The sequence below is a fragment of the Nitriliruptor alkaliphilus DSM 45188 genome, from assembly GCF_000969705.1.
In the GTDB taxonomy this organism is placed as follows: Bacteria; Actinomycetota; Nitriliruptoria; order Nitriliruptorales; family Nitriliruptoraceae; genus Nitriliruptor; species Nitriliruptor alkaliphilus.
Window position 1 is genome coordinate 2,905,675 of the sequence record NZ_KQ033901.1, and the last position, 21,626, is coordinate 2,927,300.

19 protein-coding genes and 1 pseudogene are annotated in these 21,626 nt (G+C 72.3%); 9 read left to right on the top strand and 11 right to left on the bottom strand.

Annotation, left to right across the window (positions count from 1 at the left end; translation table 11 throughout):
* The first annotated feature begins 135 nt into the window (after window positions 1–135).
* Complete coding sequence (locus tag NITAL_RS13645) at window positions 136–2,634, top strand: DUF6351 family protein (RefSeq protein WP_052666811.1); 2,499 nt, start codon at window positions 136–138, stop codon at window positions 2,632–2,634.
* A gap of 10 nt (window positions 2,635–2,644) precedes the next feature.
* On the opposite strand, the gene NITAL_RS29600 is transcribed toward NITAL_RS13645, so the two are convergent.
* Together NITAL_RS29600 and NITAL_RS29605 are read right to left on the bottom strand one after the other, a co-directional pair.
* A complete protein-coding gene (locus NITAL_RS29600) occupies window positions 2,645–3,313 on the bottom strand; it encodes a sensor histidine kinase (protein WP_425413694.1) in 669 nt (222 codons plus the stop codon).
* Between the two features lie 30 nt (window positions 3,314–3,343).
* Window positions 3,344–3,751, bottom strand: a pseudogene (locus NITAL_RS29605) (PAS domain-containing protein); the annotation flags it as partial.
* Between the two features lie 190 nt (window positions 3,752–3,941).
* Between NITAL_RS29605 and NITAL_RS13655 the strand changes: the two are divergent.
* Together NITAL_RS13655 and NITAL_RS13660 are read left to right on the top strand one after the other, a co-directional pair.
* Window positions 3,942–4,337: an ArsR/SmtB family transcription factor gene (locus NITAL_RS13655; protein WP_245617679.1), complete on the top strand. Its 396-nt coding sequence runs from the start codon at window positions 3,942–3,944 to the stop codon at window positions 4,335–4,337.
* Window positions 4,334–4,816, top strand: a complete 483-nt coding sequence (locus NITAL_RS13660) for an SRPBCC family protein (RefSeq protein ID WP_052666813.1) — start codon at window positions 4,334–4,336, stop codon at window positions 4,814–4,816. The genes NITAL_RS13655 and NITAL_RS13660 overlap by 4 nt, the downstream gene beginning before the upstream one ends.
* Before the next feature lie 11 nt (window positions 4,817–4,827).
* Here the strand turns inward: NITAL_RS13660 and NITAL_RS13665 are convergent, their stop codons facing one another.
* From NITAL_RS13665 to NITAL_RS13680, 4 genes are read right to left on the bottom strand one after another with little or no spacing between them, the layout of a single operon-like run.
* On the bottom strand, window positions 4,828–5,505 hold the full coding sequence (locus NITAL_RS13665; RefSeq protein ID WP_052666814.1) for an HAD family hydrolase: 678 nt from the start codon (window positions 5,503–5,505) through the stop codon (window positions 4,828–4,830).
* Window positions 5,502–6,197 (bottom strand): DUF998 domain-containing protein, encoded by a 696-nt coding sequence (locus NITAL_RS13670; protein WP_052666815.1) that lies wholly within the window; start codon window positions 6,195–6,197, stop codon window positions 5,502–5,504. The genes NITAL_RS13665 and NITAL_RS13670 overlap by 4 nt, the downstream gene beginning before the upstream one ends.
* Window positions 6,194–6,760 (bottom strand): 3'-5' exonuclease, encoded by a 567-nt coding sequence (locus tag NITAL_RS13675; RefSeq protein ID WP_052666816.1) that lies wholly within the window; start codon window positions 6,758–6,760, stop codon window positions 6,194–6,196. The genes NITAL_RS13670 and NITAL_RS13675 overlap by 4 nt, the downstream gene beginning before the upstream one ends.
* Before the next feature lie 28 nt (window positions 6,761–6,788).
* A complete protein-coding gene (locus tag NITAL_RS13680) occupies window positions 6,789–8,603 on the bottom strand; it encodes a DUF294 nucleotidyltransferase-like domain-containing protein (RefSeq protein WP_211262400.1) in 1,815 nt (604 codons plus the stop codon).
* 180 nt (window positions 8,604–8,783) lie between these two features.
* On the opposite strand from NITAL_RS13680, the gene NITAL_RS13685 reads away from it, so the two are divergent.
* The 3 genes from NITAL_RS13685 to NITAL_RS13695 all read left to right on the top strand — a co-directional run bounded on the left by NITAL_RS13685 (window position 8,784) and on the right by NITAL_RS13695 (window position 12,000).
* Window positions 8,784–9,866 (top strand): winged helix DNA-binding domain-containing protein, encoded by a 1,083-nt coding sequence (locus NITAL_RS13685; RefSeq protein ID WP_052666818.1) that lies wholly within the window; start codon window positions 8,784–8,786, stop codon window positions 9,864–9,866.
* A gap of 105 nt (window positions 9,867–9,971) precedes the next feature.
* Window positions 9,972–11,357 carry a pyridoxal phosphate-dependent decarboxylase family protein gene (locus tag NITAL_RS13690; protein ID WP_211262401.1) on the top strand — a complete coding sequence of 462 codons (1,386 nt, stop codon included), beginning with the start codon at window positions 9,972–9,974 and terminating at the stop codon, window positions 11,355–11,357.
* A gap of 64 nt (window positions 11,358–11,421) precedes the next feature.
* On the top strand, window positions 11,422–12,000 hold the full coding sequence (locus NITAL_RS13695) for a helix-turn-helix domain-containing protein (protein WP_052666819.1): 579 nt from the start codon (window positions 11,422–11,424) through the stop codon (window positions 11,998–12,000).
* Window positions 12,001–12,015: 15 nt separating this feature from the next.
* Here the strand turns inward: NITAL_RS13695 and NITAL_RS13700 are convergent, their stop codons facing one another.
* The 3 genes from NITAL_RS13700 to NITAL_RS28545 are packed head-to-tail and all read right to left on the bottom strand — an operon-like array spanning window position 12,016 to window position 13,192.
* Complete coding sequence (locus tag NITAL_RS13700; protein ID WP_083441554.1) at window positions 12,016–12,609, bottom strand: DinB family protein; 594 nt, start codon at window positions 12,607–12,609, stop codon at window positions 12,016–12,018.
* 50 nt (window positions 12,610–12,659) lie between these two features.
* Window positions 12,660–12,857, bottom strand: coding sequence for an SDR family oxidoreductase (locus tag NITAL_RS13705; protein ID WP_052666820.1), 198 nt, complete (start codon window positions 12,855–12,857; stop codon window positions 12,660–12,662).
* A gap of 35 nt (window positions 12,858–12,892) precedes the next feature.
* Window positions 12,893–13,192 (bottom strand): VOC family protein, encoded by a 300-nt coding sequence (locus NITAL_RS28545; protein ID WP_083441556.1) that lies wholly within the window; start codon window positions 13,190–13,192, stop codon window positions 12,893–12,895.
* Window positions 13,193–13,285: 93 nt separating this feature from the next.
* On the opposite strand from NITAL_RS28545, the gene NITAL_RS13710 reads away from it, so the two are divergent.
* Window positions 13,286–14,812: a hypothetical protein gene (locus NITAL_RS13710; protein WP_211262402.1), complete on the top strand. Its 1,527-nt coding sequence runs from the start codon at window positions 13,286–13,288 to the stop codon at window positions 14,810–14,812.
* A gap of 66 nt (window positions 14,813–14,878) precedes the next feature.
* Here NITAL_RS13710 and NITAL_RS13715 read toward each other — a convergent pair whose 3' ends face one another.
* Window positions 14,879–18,781, bottom strand: a complete 3,903-nt coding sequence (locus NITAL_RS13715) for a S8 family serine peptidase (protein WP_211262403.1) — start codon at window positions 18,779–18,781, stop codon at window positions 14,879–14,881.
* A gap of 232 nt (window positions 18,782–19,013) precedes the next feature.
* On the opposite strand from NITAL_RS13715, the gene NITAL_RS13720 reads away from it, so the two are divergent.
* Window positions 19,014–19,601, top strand: coding sequence for an FHA domain-containing protein (locus NITAL_RS13720; RefSeq protein ID WP_052666822.1), 588 nt, complete (start codon window positions 19,014–19,016; stop codon window positions 19,599–19,601).
* Between the two features lie 135 nt (window positions 19,602–19,736).
* Window positions 19,737–21,146, top strand: a complete 1,410-nt coding sequence (locus NITAL_RS13725; protein ID WP_052666823.1) for an HTTM domain-containing protein — start codon at window positions 19,737–19,739, stop codon at window positions 21,144–21,146.
* Here NITAL_RS13725 and NITAL_RS13730 read toward each other — a convergent pair.
* Window positions 21,123–21,569: a hypothetical protein gene (locus NITAL_RS13730; protein WP_157041827.1), complete on the bottom strand. Its 447-nt coding sequence runs from the start codon at window positions 21,567–21,569 to the stop codon at window positions 21,123–21,125. The two genes, NITAL_RS13725 and NITAL_RS13730, sit on opposite strands and share 24 nt — an antisense overlap.
* Window positions 21,570–21,626 lie beyond the last annotated feature (57 nt).

Here is a 21,626-nt window from a genome sequence, read left to right on the forward strand (position 1 = left end):
GCTACCCCAGCAGCTCGGACCACAGCCGTCCACCGGCGCGGATGCCGTGAGACGGCTTCTCACCGGGACGGGGCAGGAGCCGTCGGCCGCCGGGGCGAACACCTCGGAGCCATCCCCTGCGTCCTGGAGCCAGCCGTGCGTCGATCCCTCGTCCTGCTCACCGCACTGGCGACCGCCGCCGCAGCCTCGCTGCCGGCGGTCGCGTCGGCGCAGGACGCCGCCGACACGGACACGTCCGTGGTGGTCATCGAGGTCGCGTCGGGACGCGGTGACCTGGTCACCGGGGGCGACGCGCTGCTGCGCCTGACCGCGCCCTCCGACGCGTCCGTCGCGGACCTGCGGGTCACCGACGACGGCCGTGAGGTCACCGACGCGTTCGTGCCCCAGCCGGACGGTTCGGCCCTCGGGCTGGTGACGGGCCTGGACCTCGGGGAGAACGTCATCGAGGCCGAGCTGCCCGACGGGCGTGGTGCGCGGATCACAGTGACCAACGCGCCGCTCGGGGGACCGGTCTTCTCCGGCCCGCTGATCGAGCCCTGGACCTGCACCAACGGGTCGGATCAGTCCGACTGCAGCCAGGGGCCGACCGTCCGGTACCACTACCGCTCGACGAACCCGCTGGAGCAGCTCGTGCCGACTCCGGCGTTGGCCGGTCAGCAGATCGTGACGGGCCTACGGCCCTACGACCCCGACGACCCGCCGTCCGACGTGGCCACCACCACGACCGACGACGGCGACGAGGTGCCGTTCATCGTCCGTGAGGAGATCGGCTACAGCCTCCGCGACCAGTACCGCATCGCGGCCCTGTGGGACCCGGCCCAGGGCGACTGGCCCGACCCGACCGCCGACAACCCGGGGTACGCCAACAAGCTGGTGCTCACCCACGGCGTCAGCTGCGACACCTCCTACGCCTCCGGCAGCGCGCCCGCGGTGCTGTTCGAGGACGCGCTCTCGCAGGGCTTCGCCGTCGCCAGCCACGCCCTCGACAACGCCGGCCACAACTGCAACCTGGTCACCCAGGCCGAGTCGCTCATCGTCACCAAGGAGATGGTCGCCGAACGGTTCGGTCCCATCCGCTACACGATCGGCAGCGGCTGCAGCGGCGGCAGCCTCGTGCAGCAGCAGGTCGCCAACGCCTACCCCGGCGTCTACCAGGGCATCACCCCGCAGTGCAGCTTCATCGACGCGTGGAGCTCGGCCCAGCAGTACGTCGACTACGTCGGGCTGCGTGCCTTCCTCGAAGGGCCGGGCAGCATCGAGACCGGGATCCTGCCCGCCCAGTGGCCCAGCATCTTCGGGCACGCCAACCCCGCCAACCAGATCACCTTCACCGAGGTGATCCCCAACAGCGGGGACCCATCACGGTCCTGCCCAGGTGTCCCCACCGAGGACGTCTACAGCCAGGACAACCCCGACGGCGTGCGGTGCTCCTTCCAGGACTACATGGGCAACGTCTTCGGCGTGGACGAGCAGGGGTTCGCGCGTCGACCGATCAGCAACGTCGGGGTCCAGTACGGGCTGTCGGGGCTGCTCGCGTTCCTGAACAACGACCTCACCGATCCGACCCGGCCGCCCCTGACGCCGTCGCAGTTCGCCGCGCTGAACGCCGGTGTCGGCGGCTACGACATCGACTTCGAGCCGATCGCCGAGCGCACCGAGGCCGACCCCCTCGCCCAGGAGCGGGTCTACCGCAGCGGTGCGGTCAACACGGGCGCCCACCTCGACGAGGTGGCGATCATCGATCTCGGTGGTCCCGAGCCGGGCGCGTTCCACGACGTCTACCGCAAGTACTCGATGCGCGACCGGCTCATCCGTGAGCACGGCCACGCCGACAACCAGGTGTTCTGGGAGGGTCAGACCCCGCTGCTCGGTGACCTGTCGTTCGTGGACGACTCGATCCGCGCGATGGACGAGTGGCTGGCCGCGGTCGAGGCCGACACCCGCGACGTCCCGCTCGCCCAGAAGATCGTGGACGCCAAGGACGAGGCGGGCATCGCCGAACGCTGCGTCGGCCTCGACGGCCTCGACGTGCCGCTCGAGGTGTGCCGCGGCACCGTCGACCCGACCATCTTCTCGTCGCCGCGGATCGAGGCCGGTGGTGGGGACGCGGTCGTCGGGTTCACCGACGACACGCTCGACTGCCGCACGATGCCGCTCGAGGACTTCGACTACGCAGGGCAGCGCTTCGCCGACGTGTTCAGCGCCGATGAGCAGGCCGCGCTCCGGGCGACGTTCCCCGACGGGGTGTGCGACTACTCCCAGCCCGGCCACGGGTTCCATGCGGCCGTCACCTGGTTGACCTACCAGGACGAGCGGGGCGAGGTCGTGTACGGCGGGACGCCGATGGGTCCGGCGCCCGTCTCGGCCCCCTACGGCGGCGCAACAGGGGACGAGCCACCAGCCGACGGGCCCGGTGCAGCTCCGCCCGCGGACCGACCTGGTGGTGGCCCACCGGCGGATCGACCCGGCGCTGGCACGCCAGCGGACCGGCCGGGCGCCGGCACGCGCATGCTCGGCGCGGCGTCGGAACCGGCCGGGGCGCAGCTGCCGACGACCGTGGGGCCGGCAGCCCTGGCCCTCCTCGCGTTCGTGCTTCTCGGCAGCGCGACCGCGCTGCGTCGACGAGGCACCTGACCGTCCCGCCTCACCGTCGGGCGGGGCGGTCACCTACCGGCAGGGTGACCCGGAAGCGGGTCCCCTCGCCCGCCTCGCTGTCGACGTCGATGCTGCCGCCGTGAAGCTCGGCGTAGCTCCTGGCGATGGTCAACCCGAGGCCCATGCCACCACGACCGCCGCTCTCGAACCGGGCGAAGACGCGGGGCAGGAGGTGGCCAGGGATGCCCGGCCCGTCGTCGGCCACGGTGATGACGGTCGCATCGGCCCCCGACCGACCCGTGACCCGGATGGCGGTCCCCGCGGGGGTGTGTCGTGCCGCGTTCGCGAGCAGGTTGCGCAGGATGCGTTCGAAGGCCTGCGGGTCGACCTGGACCGCGACACCGTCGACATCGAGGTCCACCGCGTGCCCGGCCAGGATGGGCGCCATGTCGTCGAGCAGGCGGGTCACCAGAGGTCGTAGCGGGAGCTGCTCGGTGCGCAGCTCGACCTGGCCGCTCGACAACTGGGTGTAGGTCCGGAGATCGTCGACCAGGTGCTGGACGGTCCCGGCGTTGGATGCGATCCGCTCGAGCAACTCCGCGCGTTCCGCCTCCGAGAGGTCGTCGCCCCGCAGCAGGTCGGCGAAGGCCGCGATGGACGTCACCGGCGTCTGCAGGTCGTGGATGATCCGATCGGTGAAGTCCTGACGCCAGCGCACCAGCTCCTCGAGCCGGTCCAGCGCGTGCTTGCGCTCCAGCAGCGCCTCCTCGCGTGCCCGCTCGTTCTCGTGCACCTCGGTCATGTCACGGGTGACCTTCGCGAACCCACGGTGCCGACCGGCGTCGTCGCGGAGCGTGGTGATCGTGACGTTGGCCCAGAACCGGCTGCCGTCCTTGCGGACTCGCCAGCCGCTGTGCTCGACGTGCCCGTGCTCGAGCGCTTCGGAGAGCAAGCGCTGCGGTAGCCGCTCCTCGCGGTACTCCGGTGGGTAGAAGATCGAGTAGTGGCGACCGACGATCTCGTCGCGTGCGTAGCCCTTGAGCCGTTCGGCGCCGCTGTTCCAGCTCTCGACGTGACCGGTCGGGTCCAGCAGGAAGATGGCGTAGTCGACCACGCTCTCGACCAGCAGGCGGAAGCGCTCCTCGCTGCGGTGCAGCTCGCTGGAGACGTCACCGGCGTTGGTCGCCCCCTCCGACGCCGCTCCCATCCTCGGCACTCCTCACGATCGGCCGCCGTCGACGATAACCGTCGACCCTCGTGGCTGCCGCGATGCGATCGTTCAACCAGGCGGTTGACGATGGGTGCGGTTCGTGCGATGGTGATGACGTTCAACCGCTCAGTTGAACATGAAGCGGACGGAGGTCGACGTGGCGGATGCGTTGTCAGCGGTGTTCGCGGCCCTGGCGGATCCGACCCGCCGCGACATCGTCGCCCGCCTGACGGTCGCCGACGCGACCGTCACCGCCCTGGCCGAGCCGTACGACGTGTCGGTCCAGGCGGTGTCCAAGCACCTCAAGGTGCTCGAGGACGCCGGCGTTGTGCGCCGCAGCCGCGACGGCCGGCACCGACCCGTCCACCTCGACGCGGAGGTCTTCGACCTCATGACCGCCTGGATCGAGCGCTACCGCCGTCAGGCCGAGGAGCGCTACCGCCGCCTCGACGACGTCCTGGCGTCCCTGCCGGACGACGTGGCACCCACCCCACCCGCCGCCCGCCCATCGCAGCGAGGAGCAGACACGTGAGCACCGTCATCCACCACGAGACCGAGATCAGCGTCGACCCGGACCTGCCCGTCGTGCGTATCACCCGCGAGTTCGACGCGCCGCCGGAGAAGGTCTTCAGGGCACACACCGATCCCGACCTGGTCGTCCAGTGGCTCGGGCCGCGGGGCCTGCAGCTGACCGTCGAGCACTACGACTGCCGCACCGGCGGGTCCTACCGCTACACGCACGCCGACGCGGATGGTGAGTACCGTTTCTACGGCGCGTTCCACGAGGTCCGAGCACCGGAGCGGATCGTGCAGACCTTCACCTACGAGGGGTTCCCCGACGGGGTGTCGCTCGACACCCTCACGTTCGAGGACCTCGGTGACGGACGCACGCGCCTCGTGACCAGTTCCATGCTCGACTCCTTCGAGGGGCGAGATGCGATGCTGTCGAGCGGGATGGACGTCGGGGTCCGCGAGGGCTACGAGCGCCTCGACGAACTGCTCGCCAGCTGAGGCGATCGGCGTCAGGTGCCGACCAGGCGGCGGACCGCGTCGAGCCCGTGGATCGGACCCCGCGTCCGCGGCAGCACGAGCGTGCGTACCCCGAGCGCGGCGGCACCGCCGTCGTCGCGCCAGCTGTCACCGACCATCAGCGCCGCCTCGGGTGGGACCTCCAGGCGGTCGAGGGTGAGTTGGAAGATCGCGGGATCCGGCTTCTTGACTCCGACCTCGAACGAGAGCACGACGGTGTCCAGCAGCGCGCTGAGGCCGGACCGTTCGAGCAGCGGCCGGACGTCGAAGCCGATGTTGGACAGCACCGCGGTCCGCACGCCGTTGCCGCGGAGCGCGGCTAGCACCGGCTCCGCGTCGTCGTAGGCGGTCAGCGCGTCCGGCAGCGTGGCGTAGAGGGCGGCCGCCAGCTCGGCATCGACGCCGGGTGCGGACGCGGCCGTGTCGAGGAACACCTGCCGGTGCGCGTCCCCGTCGAGGTCGCGTTCCCCGTGGGAGTCGATCACCGCGGCGTGCTGCCACACGTCGTCGAGCCAGGCGGCGAGGTCGGCGATCGGGACGCCGTCGCGGAGCGCGACCGGACCGTGACGACCCAGGTGTGCCCACGCCAGATCGACCCAACGGTGCGCGTCGCCACCGTCGACGAGCGTCTGGTGGAGGTCGAACAGGACGGCGTCGATCCGGGTGCTCACGAGGACCTCCGGTCCGCGGCGTCCATCCGGCGGTCCGCACCGTGCCGGAGCACCACGATCGTGACCAGCACGTACCAGGCGTCGGCCACCGTGTTGAACAACCGTTGTTGGAGTCCCGTGGCGGTCGGGATGAGCCCCGCGACGTGGATGGCGAACAGCGCCACGCTCAGCGCGCCGATGGTCACCGACCACCAGGCGAGGTTCGGCCAGTCACGGCGGAGGCGCCACCCGAACGCCAGCGGCGCGGACGCCAGGGCGCTGTAGCCGACGCCCGCGGTGATCACGTGCCAGGTGTCGGTCCCGGTGGTCCCGAACCCTGGGCAGCCCTCGGTGCACGGAGCCGCGAGGACGCCGAGGGTGCCCACGCCGGCGAGCACGACCAGCACGGGCCCGAAGAACCCGTCCCCGGGAAGCGCCCGGTGCAGCGCCGGAGCCAGCACCAGGAACGCGAGCCCCGACAGTGCCAGACCGACCGTCAACGGGCCCCGGGACGTCCACGGTGCGCCGAGCTCGAACAGCTCGCTGATCGCCTGCGTGGTGGGGGAGTACCCGGTCCGCACCTGGCCCGCGATGACCCATCCGGCGATGTAGAGGGTGACCGCGACCAACCCGAACCACAACGATCGGCGGACCCACCGCGGCAACGGCGACGAGGTCAGGCCGGGTCCGGTCCGGCCGGGCAGGTTCGTCATCGTGCGAGGCGCGATCGCAGCGCGAGGTAGAGCTCCGCGGTCGCGACCGCGTCCGCGAGGGCGTCGTGTGCGAGGTGGGGCGGCAGGCCGAACGCGGCCCGCGCGCCGGCCAGGTCGTGGGGGAGTTTGCGGCCGGACCGGATCGCGCGTTCACGCCGACGGACCCGTCCGATCAGATCGACGGTGTCCACGACCCGGGGCCTCGGCCAGCTGAGGCCCGTCGCGGCGCACGCTCGACGCAGCACGGCGACGTCGAGGTGGGCGTGGTGGACGAGCAGCGCGTCGACGGCCTCGATCGCCGCCACCAGGCCGGGTAGCACGTCGGCGAGCGGGGGGGCATCGGCGACCTCGGACGGGCGGATGTGGTGGGCGACGATGCCCTCGACCGCCGAGCGATCGACCGGGCGCACCAGGGTCTGGTTCGCGGCGCCGATGCGGATGACGCCGTCGACGACCGGCACCGTGCCGATCGCCAGGACCTCGGCGTGACGCGCGTCGTAGCCCGTGGTCTCCAGATCGAGCGCGAGCAGCCGGCGCGGATCGCGGGAACGGTGCAGGCGCATCAGATCACGCTCGGACGGGCGACGCCGGTCACCGGGACACCTCGTCCCCGCCGAGCCGGTGGATGGTGGCCCGCTGGATCCGCGCGACCTCCACGAAGACGTCCTTGAGGTGGCGTCGCCGGGTCGGGCCCAGCGCGTCGAGCCGGACGTCGTTGGACGCCGACGTCCCGTCGTGCCAGGCGCGGAGGTGTTCGCGCATCCGCAGCCCCTGGAGGAACCCGAACGCCTCGGTGAGTTCCTCCGCTGCGTCCTGGCTCAGCCCGCCAGCGGCCGCCGCGGCCGCCAGGCGATCGACGGTGGACCGCGTGGTGGCGCCGGCCTCGATGGCCAGGACGCGGGCGAGCGACACGATCGGGTTGATGCCGCCGGCCTTGAGGTCGACGGTGTGCGCGGCGGTGCTCCGCACCCGGTGCAGCAGCCCGAGCGGTGGCCGCTGCACCCCGGCGCCGGCGGCCAGCCGCGCCAGCAGCACCCGATCGCTGCGTCGGGCCCGCACCACCTCGTCGAGGACGTCGACCTCGAGCGTCCCGGCGACCACCCGGTGATCGAGGAAGATGCTGGTGCGGTAGAGGGCCTGCACGTCGGGCTCGTCGAGCCAGCCCTCGAACCGTTCCCGCCAGGCCGGCAGCGTCCCCGACCAGTTGGTCGCCATGACCCCGCCGTCGCAGTACGGCAGGCCCGCGTCGGCGAGCTGGGTGGACACGTCGGTCGCGAACGCCTGGAACCACTCGGCGCCGTCGGCGTCGACCTCGCCGTGGACGATCGCGTGATCCTGGTCGGTCAGCAGGGTCTGCTCACGGCGGCCGTCCGACCCGAGGGTCAGCCACGCGAACGGTGCCGGTGGAGGACCGAGGTCGTCGATGGCCAGCTCCGTGGCGCGGCGCAGGAGCACGTCGGTCAGCATCGAGACCGTGCGGGTCACCTCGAGCGGGGACAGTCCGCCGCTCAGCAACTGGGCGACCGTGGTGTGGAGGCGCTCGCGCAGCTGTGGTCCCGCGCCCCGTGACGACGTCGCGATCTCGCGCTGCACGTGCGACGGGCTCGACGCGTCCTCGCGCAGCAGGTCCCCGGTGGTGATGACGGCCACGAGCTGCCCGTCACGCTCGACCCCGAGGTGGTGGATGGCCCGTTCGAGCATCCGGTCCCGCGCTTCGACGACCGGCGTGCCGGCGTCGACCGCGAGGATCGGCTGCGAGGCGACGCTCCTGGCGGGCGTCCGCGGTCCGAGCCCCGCGGCGAGGACCCGATCGCGCAGGTCCCGCGTCGTCACGATCGCGGGTGGCTCGCAGCGCAGCACCACCGAGCTGACCTGCGCATCGCGCATGATCCGGGCGACCGTCTCGACGTCGGCGTCCGCCGGCGCGGCCACCAGCTCGCGGGTGGAGAGCGTGGCCACCGGCGCCGTCGGCACGAGCCGCGTCCGCACGGCGCTGTCCACCGTGGCGGCACGCAGCCTGCTGGCGAGACCTCGGACCTCCGGCGCGAACGCCGGCGAGGAGGCCAGGTCGCGGACCACCGCGGCGGGCAGCCGGTAGACGAGCAGGTCGTCGACCGCGTCGACGTCGACGTCGACCGGGCGGTCGTTGACGATGGAGGTCATCCCGAACCACTCGCCGGCCTCGACGCTGGTGAGCGCCACCCCGTCGCGGGACACCAACGCCGTGCCCTTGCGGACGATGTGCAGGTGGGTGCTCGACGGGCTGCCGTGCTGCAGCACCCGGGTTCCGGAGGGGACGTAGGTCACCTCCAGCGCCGCGATCACGGCGTCGAGCGCTGCGGCGGGGAGGCGGTCGAAGGGAGCCAGCGTGCGGACGAACCCCTCGGGTCCGACAGCGCTCGTCACCGCATCCGGTGGGTCGCCACCGGCGCCCTCCCCGTGGCGGGCCGTCGCGTCCTCGCTGACCATCCTCGTCCGGTCCCTCGCCCGTCGAGGAACCTACTGCGGGATCGGAGGTCGCACCCGCACCGCGGACCGGCGCGGTCCGCGGCGTCCGGTAGACATCACCTCGCCCGGAGGTGCGATGTGGATGACCGGATGATCGCTCGGTGGCGGGCTCACACCATGCGGCTGTGGGGTCACACCTACCCGTCGGCCGAGGCGGTGGTCGATGGCATGCTCGCCGTCCAGGGGGAGAACCCGTCGCAGGCAGCATGGGCCGTCGCGACCCGGACCACGTCACCGGACCAGGCGGCCTACGACCGCGCCTTCGACGCTGGTGAGATCCTGCGCACCCACGTGCTGCGGCCGACCTGGCACCTGGTGCGGCCGGCCGACATCCGTTGGTTGCTCGATGTCACCCGTCGTGGCGTGCGCCGCACCTACGACCAGGGTGCCCGTGAGCTCGGGATCGACGCGGCCACCCGTACCCGTGCCTGTGACGTCATCGCGAGCTGTCTGGCCGACGGCCGCGCCCGTACGCGCGCCGAGCTCGGTGAGGTCCTGGTCGGCGCTGGCCTCCCGGGGGAGGGGCGTCCGCTCGGCGTCCTCCTCGGCGACGCCGAGCTCGAGGCGCTGATCTGTTCGGGCCCGCTGCGCGACGGTCGACACACCCACGCACTGCTCGCCGATCGCGCCCCGAAAGCGCGGCAGCTCGACCGCGACGCCGCCCTCGCCGAGCTCGCGCTGCGCTACGTCCGATCGCACGGCCCCGTCACCGATCGCGACCTCGCCTACTGGGCGTCGTTGACGCTGACCGACGCCCGTGCGGGGCTGGCGGCCGTCACCGACCAGCTCGAGACCTTCGAGCACGGCGATCGCACGTTCTGGTTCCACGACCCGCCGCCACCGGGCGATGTGCCCGCCGCACCGCGTGCCCACCTGCTGCAGGTCCTCGACGAGTTCCACAACGGTGTCCAGGACTCCCGCGACGTGCTCGACGTCGCGGGCCTGCGGTCACCGGACCGCCCCGCCACCGTCGGGATGGTGCTGGTCGACCAGCAGATGGTGGGTGGTATGCGGCGGACCGTGACCGACCGCACGGTCCGGTTCGATCTCGAGCTGCTGCGCGAGCTCACGGGTGACGAGGTGGACGCGGTCCACGCTGCCGCGGCCCGTTACGGCGCGTTCCTCGACCGCGAGTCCGAGGTCCGCTACCCGACGGCGTGAGATGCCCTCGCCGGTGGGTGCCACCTGCGTCCCGGTGGACCCGTCGGGCCGGGACCGGGCTCGTAGGCTCCGGGTCGCGTACCGCCGACGAGCACCGGAGCCGCGTTGGATCCCGCCGCACCCGATCCGCGACGCCTGCTCCTGCGCACCGCCGAGCTCGCGGCCGACCACCTCGCCGCCGGCATCGACGCACCCGTGTCCCAGCCCGCCCTGATCGCGGACCTCGTCGCGGCGCTCGGCGGCCCCCTGCCCGAGACCGGGCAGGACCCGCTCGCGGTCGTCGAGGCGCTCGCCCGCGAGGCAGCCCCCGGCCTGGTGCGGACCAACGCAGGCCGCTACTTCGGGTTCGTCGAGGGAGGGGTGCTGCCCGCGTCGCTGGCGGCGGACTGGCTCGCGTCGACCTACGACCAGAACGCCGGCTTCCAGGTCCTGTCGCCGACGGCAGCGGCGCTGGAGTCGATCTGCGCCGGCTGGCTGCTCGAGCTGTTGGGTCTGCCCGGCGATGCGTCGGTCGGTTTCACCACCGGCGCGCAGATGGCCAACGTCGCCGGCCTCGCGGTCGGACGTGGTGAGGTGCTGCACCGGGTCGGGTGGGACGTCGACGCCGACGGACTGCACGGCGCACCCCCGGTGACGGTGGTCGTGGGTGAGGAGCGCCACGCCACCATCGGACGGGCCCTGCGCTTCCTCGGTCTCGGGGAACGGCGCGTCGTGGTCGTCCCAGCCGATGAACAGGGCAGGATGCGGGCCGAGCACCTGCGGTCGGCGATCGGGGACGGACCCGCCATCGTGTGCGCCCAGGCCGGCAACGTGAACACCGGGGCGTTCGATCCGCTGCGTGCGGTCTGTGAGGTCGCCCACGACGCCGGTGCCTGGGTCCACGTCGACGGCGCCTTCGGGATGTGGGCCGCCGCCTCGCCCGCCCACCGCCACCTCGTCGACGGGATCGACCTCGCCGACTCCTGCGCGACCGACGGGCACAAGTGGCTCAACGTCCCCTACGACAGCGGGTTCGTGGTCTGCGCCGACCCGCAGGCCCACCGTCGCGCGCTGCGGTTGTCGGCCTCCTACCTCGCCCGCACCGACGGGGGCCGGGACGGCACCGATTGGACGCCCGAGAGCTCACGTCGTGCGCGGGCGTTCGCGATCTGGACGGCGCTCCGCTCGCTCGGGCGCGACGGCGTGGGTGCCATGGTGGCCCGCTGCTGCGACCACAGCCGCCGGTTCGTCGACCTCCTCCTCGAGGACCCGGCGGTCACCGTCCTCAACGACGTGGTGCTCAACCAGGCCCTCGTGCGCGTCGGCGACGACGACGCGTGGACCCTGGCGGTCGCGGCCGAGGTCCAGCGCGAGGGTGTGATCTGGCTCGGGACCACCGTCCGGCGCGGGGTCGCCTCGCTCCGGATCAGCGTCAGCGACCACGCCACCACCGAGGACGACATCGAGGTCGCGGCCGCCGCGGTCCGTCGCGCGATCGCCGCGACGGGGTGACGCTCGCCCCTCCGGGTGGCAACATGGCTTGCCGGAACGGCACGGACCGCGGCGAGGAGGACCGGTGGCTGACGACGGATCCGACACGCCGCTGGACCAGCGGGTCCGCACCCGGCTCCGCCAACTGAGGACCGAGCGGGGCCTGACCCTGCAGCAGGTCGCCGAGGTGGCCAACCTCGACGTGTCGACGCTCAGCCGGCTCGAGTCGGGCAAGCGGCGGCTGGCGATCGATCACCTGCCTGGGTTGGCGGAAGCCTTGGGTGTCACCCTCGACGAACTGCTCGGTCCCGCGGTGGTGCACGATCCGCGCGTCCGGTTGCCACCGCGTACCAGGTGGGGCCTGACGAGCTGGCCCCTGACCCACCGAGGTCCGGCAGGCGGGCTGCACGCCTACCGGTTCCTGGTCGACCCCAGCCGCGACACCCCGCCCGACCCGTTGCCGGTCCACGAGGGCCACGACTGGATGTACGTGCTGAGCGGTCGGCTGCGCCTGCTGCTCGGGGACGACGATCTGGTCATCGAACCCGGGGAGGCGGTCGAGTTCTCGACCGTCGTCCCCCACTGGTTCGGCGCGATCGACGGACCCGTGGAGCTGATCGCGATCTTCGGCCCCCACGGCGAGCGGGTCCACCTCCGCAGGTGACGGGCCTTCCTTCGGTCAGCCGTCGCGCTCGGCGGACTCACGGGCGACCCGTTCCAGGTGCTCGTGGTGCGCGGTCCACCACGCCTCGTCGCCCGGTGGCAGGTTGCGTGCCGTCGCCCGCAGCCCCGCCGCACCGTCGATGAGTTCCCGCAGGATGTCGGCGTGCCCGGCGTGACGGTGGGTCTCGGTCGCCACGTGCAGGAGGACCCGGTGCAAGGTCACCTCGCCGTCGGGCTCCCACCACGGCACCCGGCCGATCGCGTCCAGCGGTAGGGCCTCGATGGTGGCGTCGGCGTGCCGGCGGACCCGGTCGTAGAGCGCGAGGACGTCGTCCTGGGACTCGTCGACGGTCGCCCACATGTCGGCGTTCCACTCGGCGTCGTCCGCCATCCAGGGCAGAGGTTCGGGGAAGGGGCGATCGAACACCGCCCCGAAGTAGCCCGACTCGACCCCGGCCAGGTGCTTGACGAGGCCGAGGAGGTTGGTCCCCGTGGCCACCAGCGGGCGGCGCACGTCGTAGGGGGACAGCCCCTCGAGCTTCCACAGCATCGCATCACGGGCGACCTGCAGGTAGCGGTGCAGGTCGGCCTTCGCTGCCACCTCGTCCACGTCCCCGTCCTCCGTCGATGAGCGACGGACCGTAGGCGACGCGGAGCGGGTCAGTCCTTCAGGCGGGAGTTCGCCTCGGCGGCCATCAGCATCAGTCCGCCGTCGACGATCAGGGACTCGCCGGTGGTGTACGACGCCTCGGGCGAGGCGAGGTAGGCGATGGCGTGCGCGATCTCCTCGGCTGAGGTCCACGTCGAGGACGTGGCGCCAGTCGTCCAACGAGTGCTCGAGGAACGGGGTCGACGCACCCGTCCCCGCGTAGACCGACGTCCGGGGCCGCCGACTAGGGCTGCGTCGCGCGCGGCGCGCGGCGAAGGACGCAGAACTCGTTGCCCTCCGGGTCGGCCAGGACGACGAACGCCTCCTGCCCGGTCTGGCCCACGTCGGCACGGCTGGCGCCGAGGGCCAGCAGCCGATCGACCTCACGATCCACGTCGCCGTCGTCCGGACGCAGGTCAGGGGTGGTTCCGGTTCTTGCGTGACTTCGGTCCCGCGCACGCCTGGAGCCACAACGTCGGGACGTCCGGCGGCGAACCGCACCGTCACCGTGCCACCTCCCGTCGATCGACCGTACCGAGCGCAACGAGGGCCGGGCAGCCGTCCCCGGCCGGTCGGAGACTTGACGTCGGCGTCAGGTTGTCGGACGCTGCCGGCTCCTCTCCATGGAGCGCGGACCGTGGCCACCAACACGCTGCCCGACACCGACCGAGCCCGAGGGGTGCAGTTCCCGAGGGTGGGCGGCTCGAGGAGCACCACGGCGACGGGCCGGGCCGTGCTCGCCGACGCCGCCCGTGCGATCGACCTCGATCTCGCCACCGCCATCGAGGCCGAGGGCGCGTGGCACCAGGGCTACATCGACCACTTCCGACGCCTGGTGGCAGCCGAACTGCAGGCGGGTGACGAAGCCGACGGGGTCGCCCGCGCCGGGCTGGCGTCCCTCCACGGCCGGTTCGAGTTCGTGCGGGACGGGCAGCGCGTCCCCCTCCCGGAAGCGGTGCACCTGACGCCGACGACCGAGCTGGCGACGGCGGAGGTCTCCGGGCGTGGTGAACCCGTGACCGAACTGGCGCTGCCCTACCGCGGCGAGGTCCTCCGTGGCGACCCCCTGCTCGAACAGCTCGCGCGGTGGGTCGACGCGGGGACCATCGAGCCGTCGTTCGCCGCCGCGATCGAGCGCGTCGCGGCCAACCCGGGCTGGCTCGACCTCTCGGGGCGGACCTTCGTCATCCTCGGTGCCGGTGCGGAGATGGGTCCCGTCGGTGCCCTCAGCCGGTGGGGTGCCCAGCTCGCGCTGGTGGACCTGCCGAAGGTGTCCCTGTGGGAGCGGATCATCGCCGAGGTCAGGGCCGGCTGCGGCTCGGCGCTGATCCCGGTCCGCGAGCCGGTCACCGGGGAGGACGACGGACGCGTCGCGGCCGTCGCAGGGCTCGACCTGACCGAGGAGCTGCCCGCCGCGGCCGCGTGGCTGCGCCCCCTCCCTGCCGGGCCGCTGACCGTCGGGACCTACGTCTACGCCGACGGCGCCGACAACGTCCGCGTGTCGCTGGCCGCCGACGTTCTCGTGGCTGACCTGCTCACCGAGCGCGGTGACGCGGGTCTGGCCGGCCTGCTCACCCCGACCGACGTCTACGCCGCACCCGAGGAGGTGGTGGCAGCGGCTCGTGCGCGGGCCGCCGAGGCGGGGGTCGTGCGTCGCGGCCTCGGCATCGCCTCCCGGGGGCGGCTGTTCGCCCCGAACTACCCCGACACCATCGCGTCCGCTGCCGGCACCACGTACGGGTTGGCGGACTGTCTCGTGCCGCAGCAGGGCCCGAACTACGCCCTCGCCAAACGCCTCGCCCAGTGGCGCCTCCGTGTCGCCCGTGGTGAGGGCTACCGGGTGTCGGCGAACGTCGCACCCGCCACCTCGACCCGTTCGGTGACCAAGAACCGCGTCCTCGCGGCCGCCTACGCGGGCGCCTCACGGTTCGACGTGGAGGTGTTCGAACCCGCGACGAGCAACACGCTGATGGCTGCGGCGCTGGTGCACGACCTGCACCACGCCGGGGCAGGCGACCCCTCCGTCGACCTCGATCACCCCCTGGCGCTGTTCGCCGAGGGCGCCGCGCACGGCGGGATGTGGCGCCAGCCCTACGCGCCGCGGACGGTCCTGCCGGTGGCCGCCCTGCTCGGCCTACCCACCGCTCGACGAGCGAGCCGCTGACCGTCGCCGCTCGGCCACGATGGTGTGTCGAGCGACGACGGCCAGCTGCCCTCGTCCCGGCGTGCCTCAGCCGGTCATCTCGTCGATGTAGTCGTAGGCCCGCATGATGAACGACGCCATCTGGTCGCGACGCGTGTGGTCGCGAGGCCCGTACCTGCCGTCGCGGTACCCCAGCGTGATGCCCTGCTCGCGGAGCGCGTCGATGCGGTCGCTGTGGACGTTCTCGGGCGGCACGTCCGGGAAGTGGCCACCCTCCTTCGCGCCCGGTGGCTGCGAGCCGTTCACGCGTCCGTCATCGACGTAGTCGATCGCTCGGGCGATGAACGAGGCCATCTGGTCGCGGGTCACGGGGGAGCGTGGCGCGTAGGTGCCGCCACCCCGCCCTTCGACGACGCCGGCCTGGGCGAGCTTGTTGATGTTCTCCCCGTGGGGACTCTCCTCACCGACGTCGCTGAAGCGCCCACGAGCCTCGGGCAGCTCCCGCTCGAGTTCGATCATGTTCGCGATGAAGGTCGCCATCTGATCGCGGGTCACGTCCGCTGGCGGTCGGTAGGTGCCGTCGCGGAACCCCCGCGCGATGCCGTGATCGGTCATGCACAGGATGTTGCGGTAGTGGGTGTTGGCCCCAGGGAGGTCCGAGTAGGGGTTGCGGTAGGCGCCGGCGTCGTCGCAGACGCGGTCGGTGCTGCGCGCCTCGTCCGGACCCGCCGGTTGCTGCGGCTGACCTGGATCGGTCGGCCCACTCGGATCGGTCGGTTCACCCGGATCGGTCGGTTCGCCCGGGTCGGTCTCGGTGACCGCGAGGCTCCCGACGCCCTGGCTGAACACCCGCGCCCGAGGTTCGTCGGTCCCCTCGAGGCCACGCCGGTCCCACAGGTGGCTCCACCGCATCGCCCGGTGATCGTCGAGCGACGCATCCTCCCAGTAGCCCGGTCCGAAGACGCGGTCGACCCGCACGCGTGTCTGTCGGTCGGGGAACGTCGGGGTCCCGTACCCGAGCAGCGACGCCTCGCCTGGCTGACCGTCCGGGAGGGCCACGACCCGGTAGTAGTAGGTCGTGCCCTGCGTCACGTCCTGGTCGACGAAGCACAGCCCTCCTCGGCTCGCGCCGGGCCAGGTCGGCGCGTGCGGTGACTGGCACACCGTGCCACCGGTCTGCGCGACCAGCGTGGCCGCATCGGTGTCGAAGCGCGGGTCGGTCGAGCGGTGGACGGCGTAGCCCTCCGCCCCGTCGACGGACTCCCAGGCGAGACGGAGCCCGTCCTGGAGGTCGGTGACCCGCAGGTCCTGTGGCGCAGCGGTGTCCGCGACCTCACCCTCGCCGCTCTCGGGGATGCCGAAGGACGAGGGGGTGGACGCCGCCCCGTAGAACGCCGTCAGTCCGGGCCCGGTGTCCACGAAGACCGGCGAGACCTGGATCTGGAGGGTCTCCTCGAACGTGCCCCGCACGAAGACGGTGTTGTGGTTCTGGACGGGACCGGCGTCGGGTCCGACGTCCAGCCGGATCTCCTGGCGGGCCACGACCCGCTCGGGCTGTTCGCCTCCGTCCGGGTCGGGGTCGGCGAAGACCGTGACGTGCGCCTCCACCCCGATCTGCTGACCCGTCGGGTTCGGGGTCGCCCACCACCAGTCGAGCTGGAGGTTGCCGTCGATCCGGCCGGAGAACTCCCCGTGCCAGGTGATGGCGAGCGGGTTCCACGGCAGGTCGTCGTTGGCGAGCGAGGTCTCGGTGCTCTGCAGCGCCGGCGGCTCACCGTCCGGTTCCTCGGGACCGAAGGATCCCTCCATCGTCACCAGGTCACCGGGGCCTCCGGTGAGGAACAGCGTCTCGGCGATCTCGACCTCACCACCGGCGTCGAGCTGGCTGCGCGGCGCGGCCCAGGTCGTGACACCCTCGAGCGGATCGGGGTAGGTGGCGCTGCCGAACAGCGCGACCTGGTCACCGTCGGCGTCGCCGCGGTGGAGCGTGGTCGCCGGCAGGTCGCTCACCTGCGTGGCGTGGACCGCGACGTCGTAGCTGAAGCCCTCGGCGCGCGCGGTGTCCTCGGTGTTGTCGCTGTCCTGGCAGGGTTGGATGGTGCCACCGATGCGGTGGGTCACCCGGAGGGACCACTCGCCGCCCTCCGCCCCCGCGAAGGACACCGATCGGTTCGTCGCGGGAGGACCGACGGGGTCGATGATGGGGTCGGTGTGGACCAGCCCCGCCGACTCGGCGACCGGGAAGGTCCGGGTGGGGCCGGGCTCGTCGGTGGAGCGCGCCGGGTCGTGACCCGGACGGAACAGCTCGACGTACAGGTTCGCATCCGGGTGGTACGCGCCCCAGTCGACGTCGACGGTGAGCTCGTGGACACCCGACGGGACCGCGAAGGTGGTCACGCCCCCCTGATCCTTCAGGCTGAAGCTGCCGGCACCGGTGCAACCGACCTGCTCGGCGATCAGCGTGTCACCACCCGGGTGCGCACCGGCGGCGTAGTTCGGCGCCGGCGTGCCGACCGGGACCCAGTCCGGCTCGCTGAGGCCGTCGCCCTGGTAGGCCAGGGCCAGCTCGACGGCGTTGACGACGTCGAGGCGACCCGCGCCCTGCTGCTCGGCGGGGTGGCCGGGCAGGGTGATGGCCGACCGCTCGAGGATGTCGAGCAGCTCGTCGGCACTCGGGTCGCGGCCGTGGGCGTCACGGAAGGCCTCGGTCACCAGGCCTGCGGCGCCGGTCACGTGCGGGGCCGACATCGACGTGCCCTGGAGCTCCTCGTAGCACCCGCTAGGTGCGGGCATCCCCGTGCGGCAGGCGACGGCGTTGGCGCTCATGGCGTTGATGACGGCCCCGGGCGCGACGATGCCGGGACGGTAGACACCGAGGTCGAACGCCCGCGCCAGGCGGCGATCGTGGTTGTCGAACGCGGTCGGCGCATCGTCCTCGTCGTCGCTCGCGTCACCGGGTGCCACCGGGTGCGGAGCGGCGGGACGACCCACCGAGGAGAACGCGGTGATGCCGTCGGTCTTCGTCGAGGCGCCGACGCACAGCACGTACGGGTTCAGGCACTGGACCCCGAGGGTGTTGTCCTCCGGGCCCGAGTTGCCGGCGCTGAAGACCGGGAGCATGCCGGCCTCGTTCGCCGTCCGGTAGGCGATCTGCTGGGGGTCGTCGGGGTTGTAGTCGGCGCCGATGCTGCCACCGAAGCTGTTGTTGATCGCAACGACGTCGTTCTCGCCGGAGAGCTTCTTGGTGATGAGGTCGTCGTAGGCGGCGAGGATGTCGGTGTTGAGCAGGGACGCGGCGACGTTCGCCGCGTAGCTGCGGATGCTGGCGTCGGGGGACATGCCGATGGTGGCGTGCGCCTCGTCCATCCCGCCGCTGGCCTCACCCGTGCCGGCCATCGTGCCCGCCACGTGGGTGCCGTGGCCGTTGTCGTCGACGGCGAGCTCCGGCTGGTCGGTGCACGCCACGAGGCCGATGGTTCCGGTCGCGCTGGCGTTGCAGAACTCGACGAGGTTGCCGAAGTCGTGGTGGGTCCCGTCGGCCCCGGTGTCCACGACGGCCAGCTCCACCCCGTCACCGGTGTACCCCCGGACGTCACCGACCCCATCCCACACGTCCCGGGCCCCGGTGACCCACGTCGACTCCTGCATGTGGAGCTCGAACTCCTCCTGCGCCCACACGCTGCGGACCTCGTCCATGGCACGCAGGTGCACCAGCTGGGGGCCGGTGAGCTCCTCGACCAGCAGCATCGCCAACGCCTCGAGCCGCGCACCGGTGACGCCGGTGGCCTCGATGGCGTCCAGTCCCGAGCGGTCGTGGGCGGCGACGATCGCCGTGGCCGTCACGTCGAGGGGGACGCCATCGGCACCGAGCAGCTGCGCTGCCAGTGCCGGGTCCACCGTGGTGGCCGGCGCCCGTGTGGTCGGCGGCGCGCTCGCAGCGGTCAGCAGTGCCAGGGCCAGCGCGAACACCGTCACGGTGGCGACGAGCACGGCGGGCGGTCGGGACGTGGTCAGCATCGGTTCCCCCGGGGGTCATGTCACCTGTCCCCACCTCGGTTCGCCACCTACCACCCCGGTTCCTGCGGGCGTGGCGCTCGCCGCACGGAACCGGTCGCGGCACCACCGGCCCGTGGCAGCCCGCGTCCGCGGCCAGGGTGCGGGGCTCTCAGCGGTGGTGGAGACTGCGCCTCGTGGTCACGCCGTGGCCTGAGGAGGCCCCACCGTGAGCGACGTCCAGAAGGCCCGACCGATCGTCCCCGTCCCGACGCTGCAGTTCGGTGAGGGTCCGCTGGCGGGGCTGCGGATCCGCCTCGACCAGCCGGTGGCCACGCTCGGGCGGGGGAGCGACAACGGGTACGTCGTCTCCGACCCGCGGGTGTCGCGGGTCCACGCCGAGGTCCACATGCGTGGCGAGACCGTCACCGTGACCGACCTCGGATCGTCGGGGGGCACGACGGTCAACGACGAGACGATCGTGGGGCCGCACGTGATCCGCCACGGCGACGTGGTGAGCTTCGGCACGCTCGCCGCCACCCTGGAGGACCCGGCCGCCCTCCACGGGGATGACGCGACCATGGTGTTCCCCGCGCCCACGGTGCACACGGGGCCTCACCTGTCCCCGCGCCAGCAGCAGGTCCTCGAGGGCATCGCCGAGGGGAAGACCAACGCGGAGATCGGCGCCGACCTCGGTGTCACGGAGCGGACCGTCAAGGCGTACGCGCAGGAGCTGTACGACAAGCTCAGCGTCCGCAACCGGGCCGGCGCCGTCGCCGTCGCGGTCCGTGAGGGCCTGCTCCCCGGGAGCGCGTGAGACCCGGAACGCGGTGACGTCCTCGACGCATCCGTGCTGGCGGACGTCGCCCGGGAGGGCTGAGGCGGATCGGGTGGCCGCCCCTCCGAAGTAGGCTCCGGGTGGGGCGGACGACGACCGACGGGGTGGCCCAGGATGCGACGACCGATCCTCGACGCCGCGGCGAGGCCGGTCAGCGGCGCGAGCATCGCGCTGCTGCGCATCGCGTTCGGCGTGTTCATGGTCATCGACGTCGGGCTGTACCTGCCGCAGCTGGTCACCTCGTACTACGTCGAACCGAGCTTCAACTTCGCCTACGACCCCTGGGGCCTCGTCCGCCCTCTGCCGGGCGAGTACACGATGCACCTGGTCTACGTGGTCAAGGGGATCGCCGGCGTGCTCATCGCCCTCGGCCTCTGGTACCGGTGGGCCGCCGCCACCCTGTTCGCCCTGACCACCTACGTCTTCCTGCTCGACTCGTCGTTCTTCCAGAACCACGAGTACCTCATCTCCATGCTCTCGCTGTGGTTGATCGTCCTGCCGACGCACCGCATGTGGTCGCTCGATGCCCGGCGGCGTCCGCACCTCGCCTCGACGACCCAACCGGCCTGGATCCTGTGGTTCCTGCGCTTCCAGCTCGGGGTGCCGTACGTGTACGGAGGGATCGCCAAGCTCAACGCCGACTGGTTCGCCGGTGAGCCGATCCGCATGTGGCTCGCCGCTCGCACCGACGTCCAGGTGATCGGCCGCTGGTTCACCAACGAGCCGGTGGTCTGGTTCGCGGCCTACGGCTCGCTGCTGCTCGATCTGACCGTGGTGGGGTTCCTGCTCCACCGGCGCACGCGCGTGCCCGCCTTCGTGATCGCGGTCACCTTCCACCTGCTGAACGCTCGGCTGTTCGGGCTGTTCGTGTTCCCGTGGTTGATGATCGTGGCCACGACCATCTTCTTCGACCCCGACTGGCCGCTGCGGGTCCGTGATCGGTGGCGGGCACGAGGTCGCGGTGGCGCAGCCCCCGTCGATCCGGCGTCGGCGCCGCGGCGCGAGGGACCGGTGACCGCACCTGCCACCTTCGACGGGACCAGGCCGGCGCCGCACGGACGACGGCTGTCCCCGGCGGTCGGTGCCATCCTGGCGGTCTGGATCCTGGTGCAACTCCTGGTGCCGCTGCGCCACCTCGCGATCCCCGGTGACGCCAACTGGACCGAGGAGGGTCACCGGTTCGCGTGGCACATGATGCTGCGTACCAAGTCCGGCACCGTCACCTTCACCGTCGACGACGGTCGCGACCTGTGGGTCGAGGACCCGCTCGACCACCTCAGCGAGGCGCAGTTCCGGCGGCTGCCGGGACACCCCGAACGGCTGGCGCGGTTCGCCCACCACCTGTCCGACCTGTACGGCGGCGCGGAGGTGCGAGCTGACACGTCGGTGGCGCTCAACGGCCGCACACCGGTCCCGATCGTCGACCCGGACCTCGACCTGTCGACGGTCCAGGTGCCGTGGTGGGGGCACGCGGAGTGGATCCTGCCGAACCCCGAGCCCCTACGACCGGACCGCAGCCCCTGAGCGCCGCCGGTGACGGCCCCGCAGCGAGGCGACGGCGAGGCTGACCACCAGCAGGCCGAGGACCACGAAGCGTGCGGTGGGTTCGTCGGCGACGCCGCCGGGGTCGCCACCGGAGCCCGCGGCCACCTCGCTGAGTTGGAAGATCAGCAGCATCACGAAGACGACGAGAGCTCCGAAGGTCGCGGCGCGGCTGCCCCGCCAGACGAGCACCCCGACCGCTGCCGTGACCAGGCCCGCGACGATGAGGCCACCCGCGACACCGGCGCTCAGCCGGAGTTGATCGGTCAGGGAGTTGGCGACGCCGAACGCGACGTTGAGCCCACCGACGACCAGCAGCAGCGCCCCCGCGAGCCGGTGGCTCCAGTCCCGAGAGCCCCGGACGTGCGCCTTGCGTTCAAGTGAGGACCGGTCGGCCGTCGTCACGTCGGTCTCCCATCCGGCGGGCACGAGGGGCGCGCTTCATAGCACCTCTCGCGGGTC

Bases quoted from the DNA above. Each gene is read 5' to 3' on its own strand.
- NITAL_RS13725 (WP_052666823.1), top strand. From the start codon at position 19,737: ATGCGACGACCGATCCTCGACGCCGCGGCGAGGCCGGTCAGCGGCGCG.
- NITAL_RS13670 (WP_052666815.1), bottom strand. From the start codon at position 6,197: ATGACGAACCTGCCCGGCCGGACCGGACCCGGCCTGACCTCGTCGCCG.
- NITAL_RS13675 (WP_052666816.1), bottom strand. From the start codon at position 6,760: ATGCGCCTGCACCGTTCCCGCGATCCGCGCCGGCTGCTCGCGCTCGAT.
- NITAL_RS13655 (WP_245617679.1), top strand. From the start codon at position 3,942: ATGAAGCGGACGGAGGTCGACGTGGCGGATGCGTTGTCAGCGGTGTTC.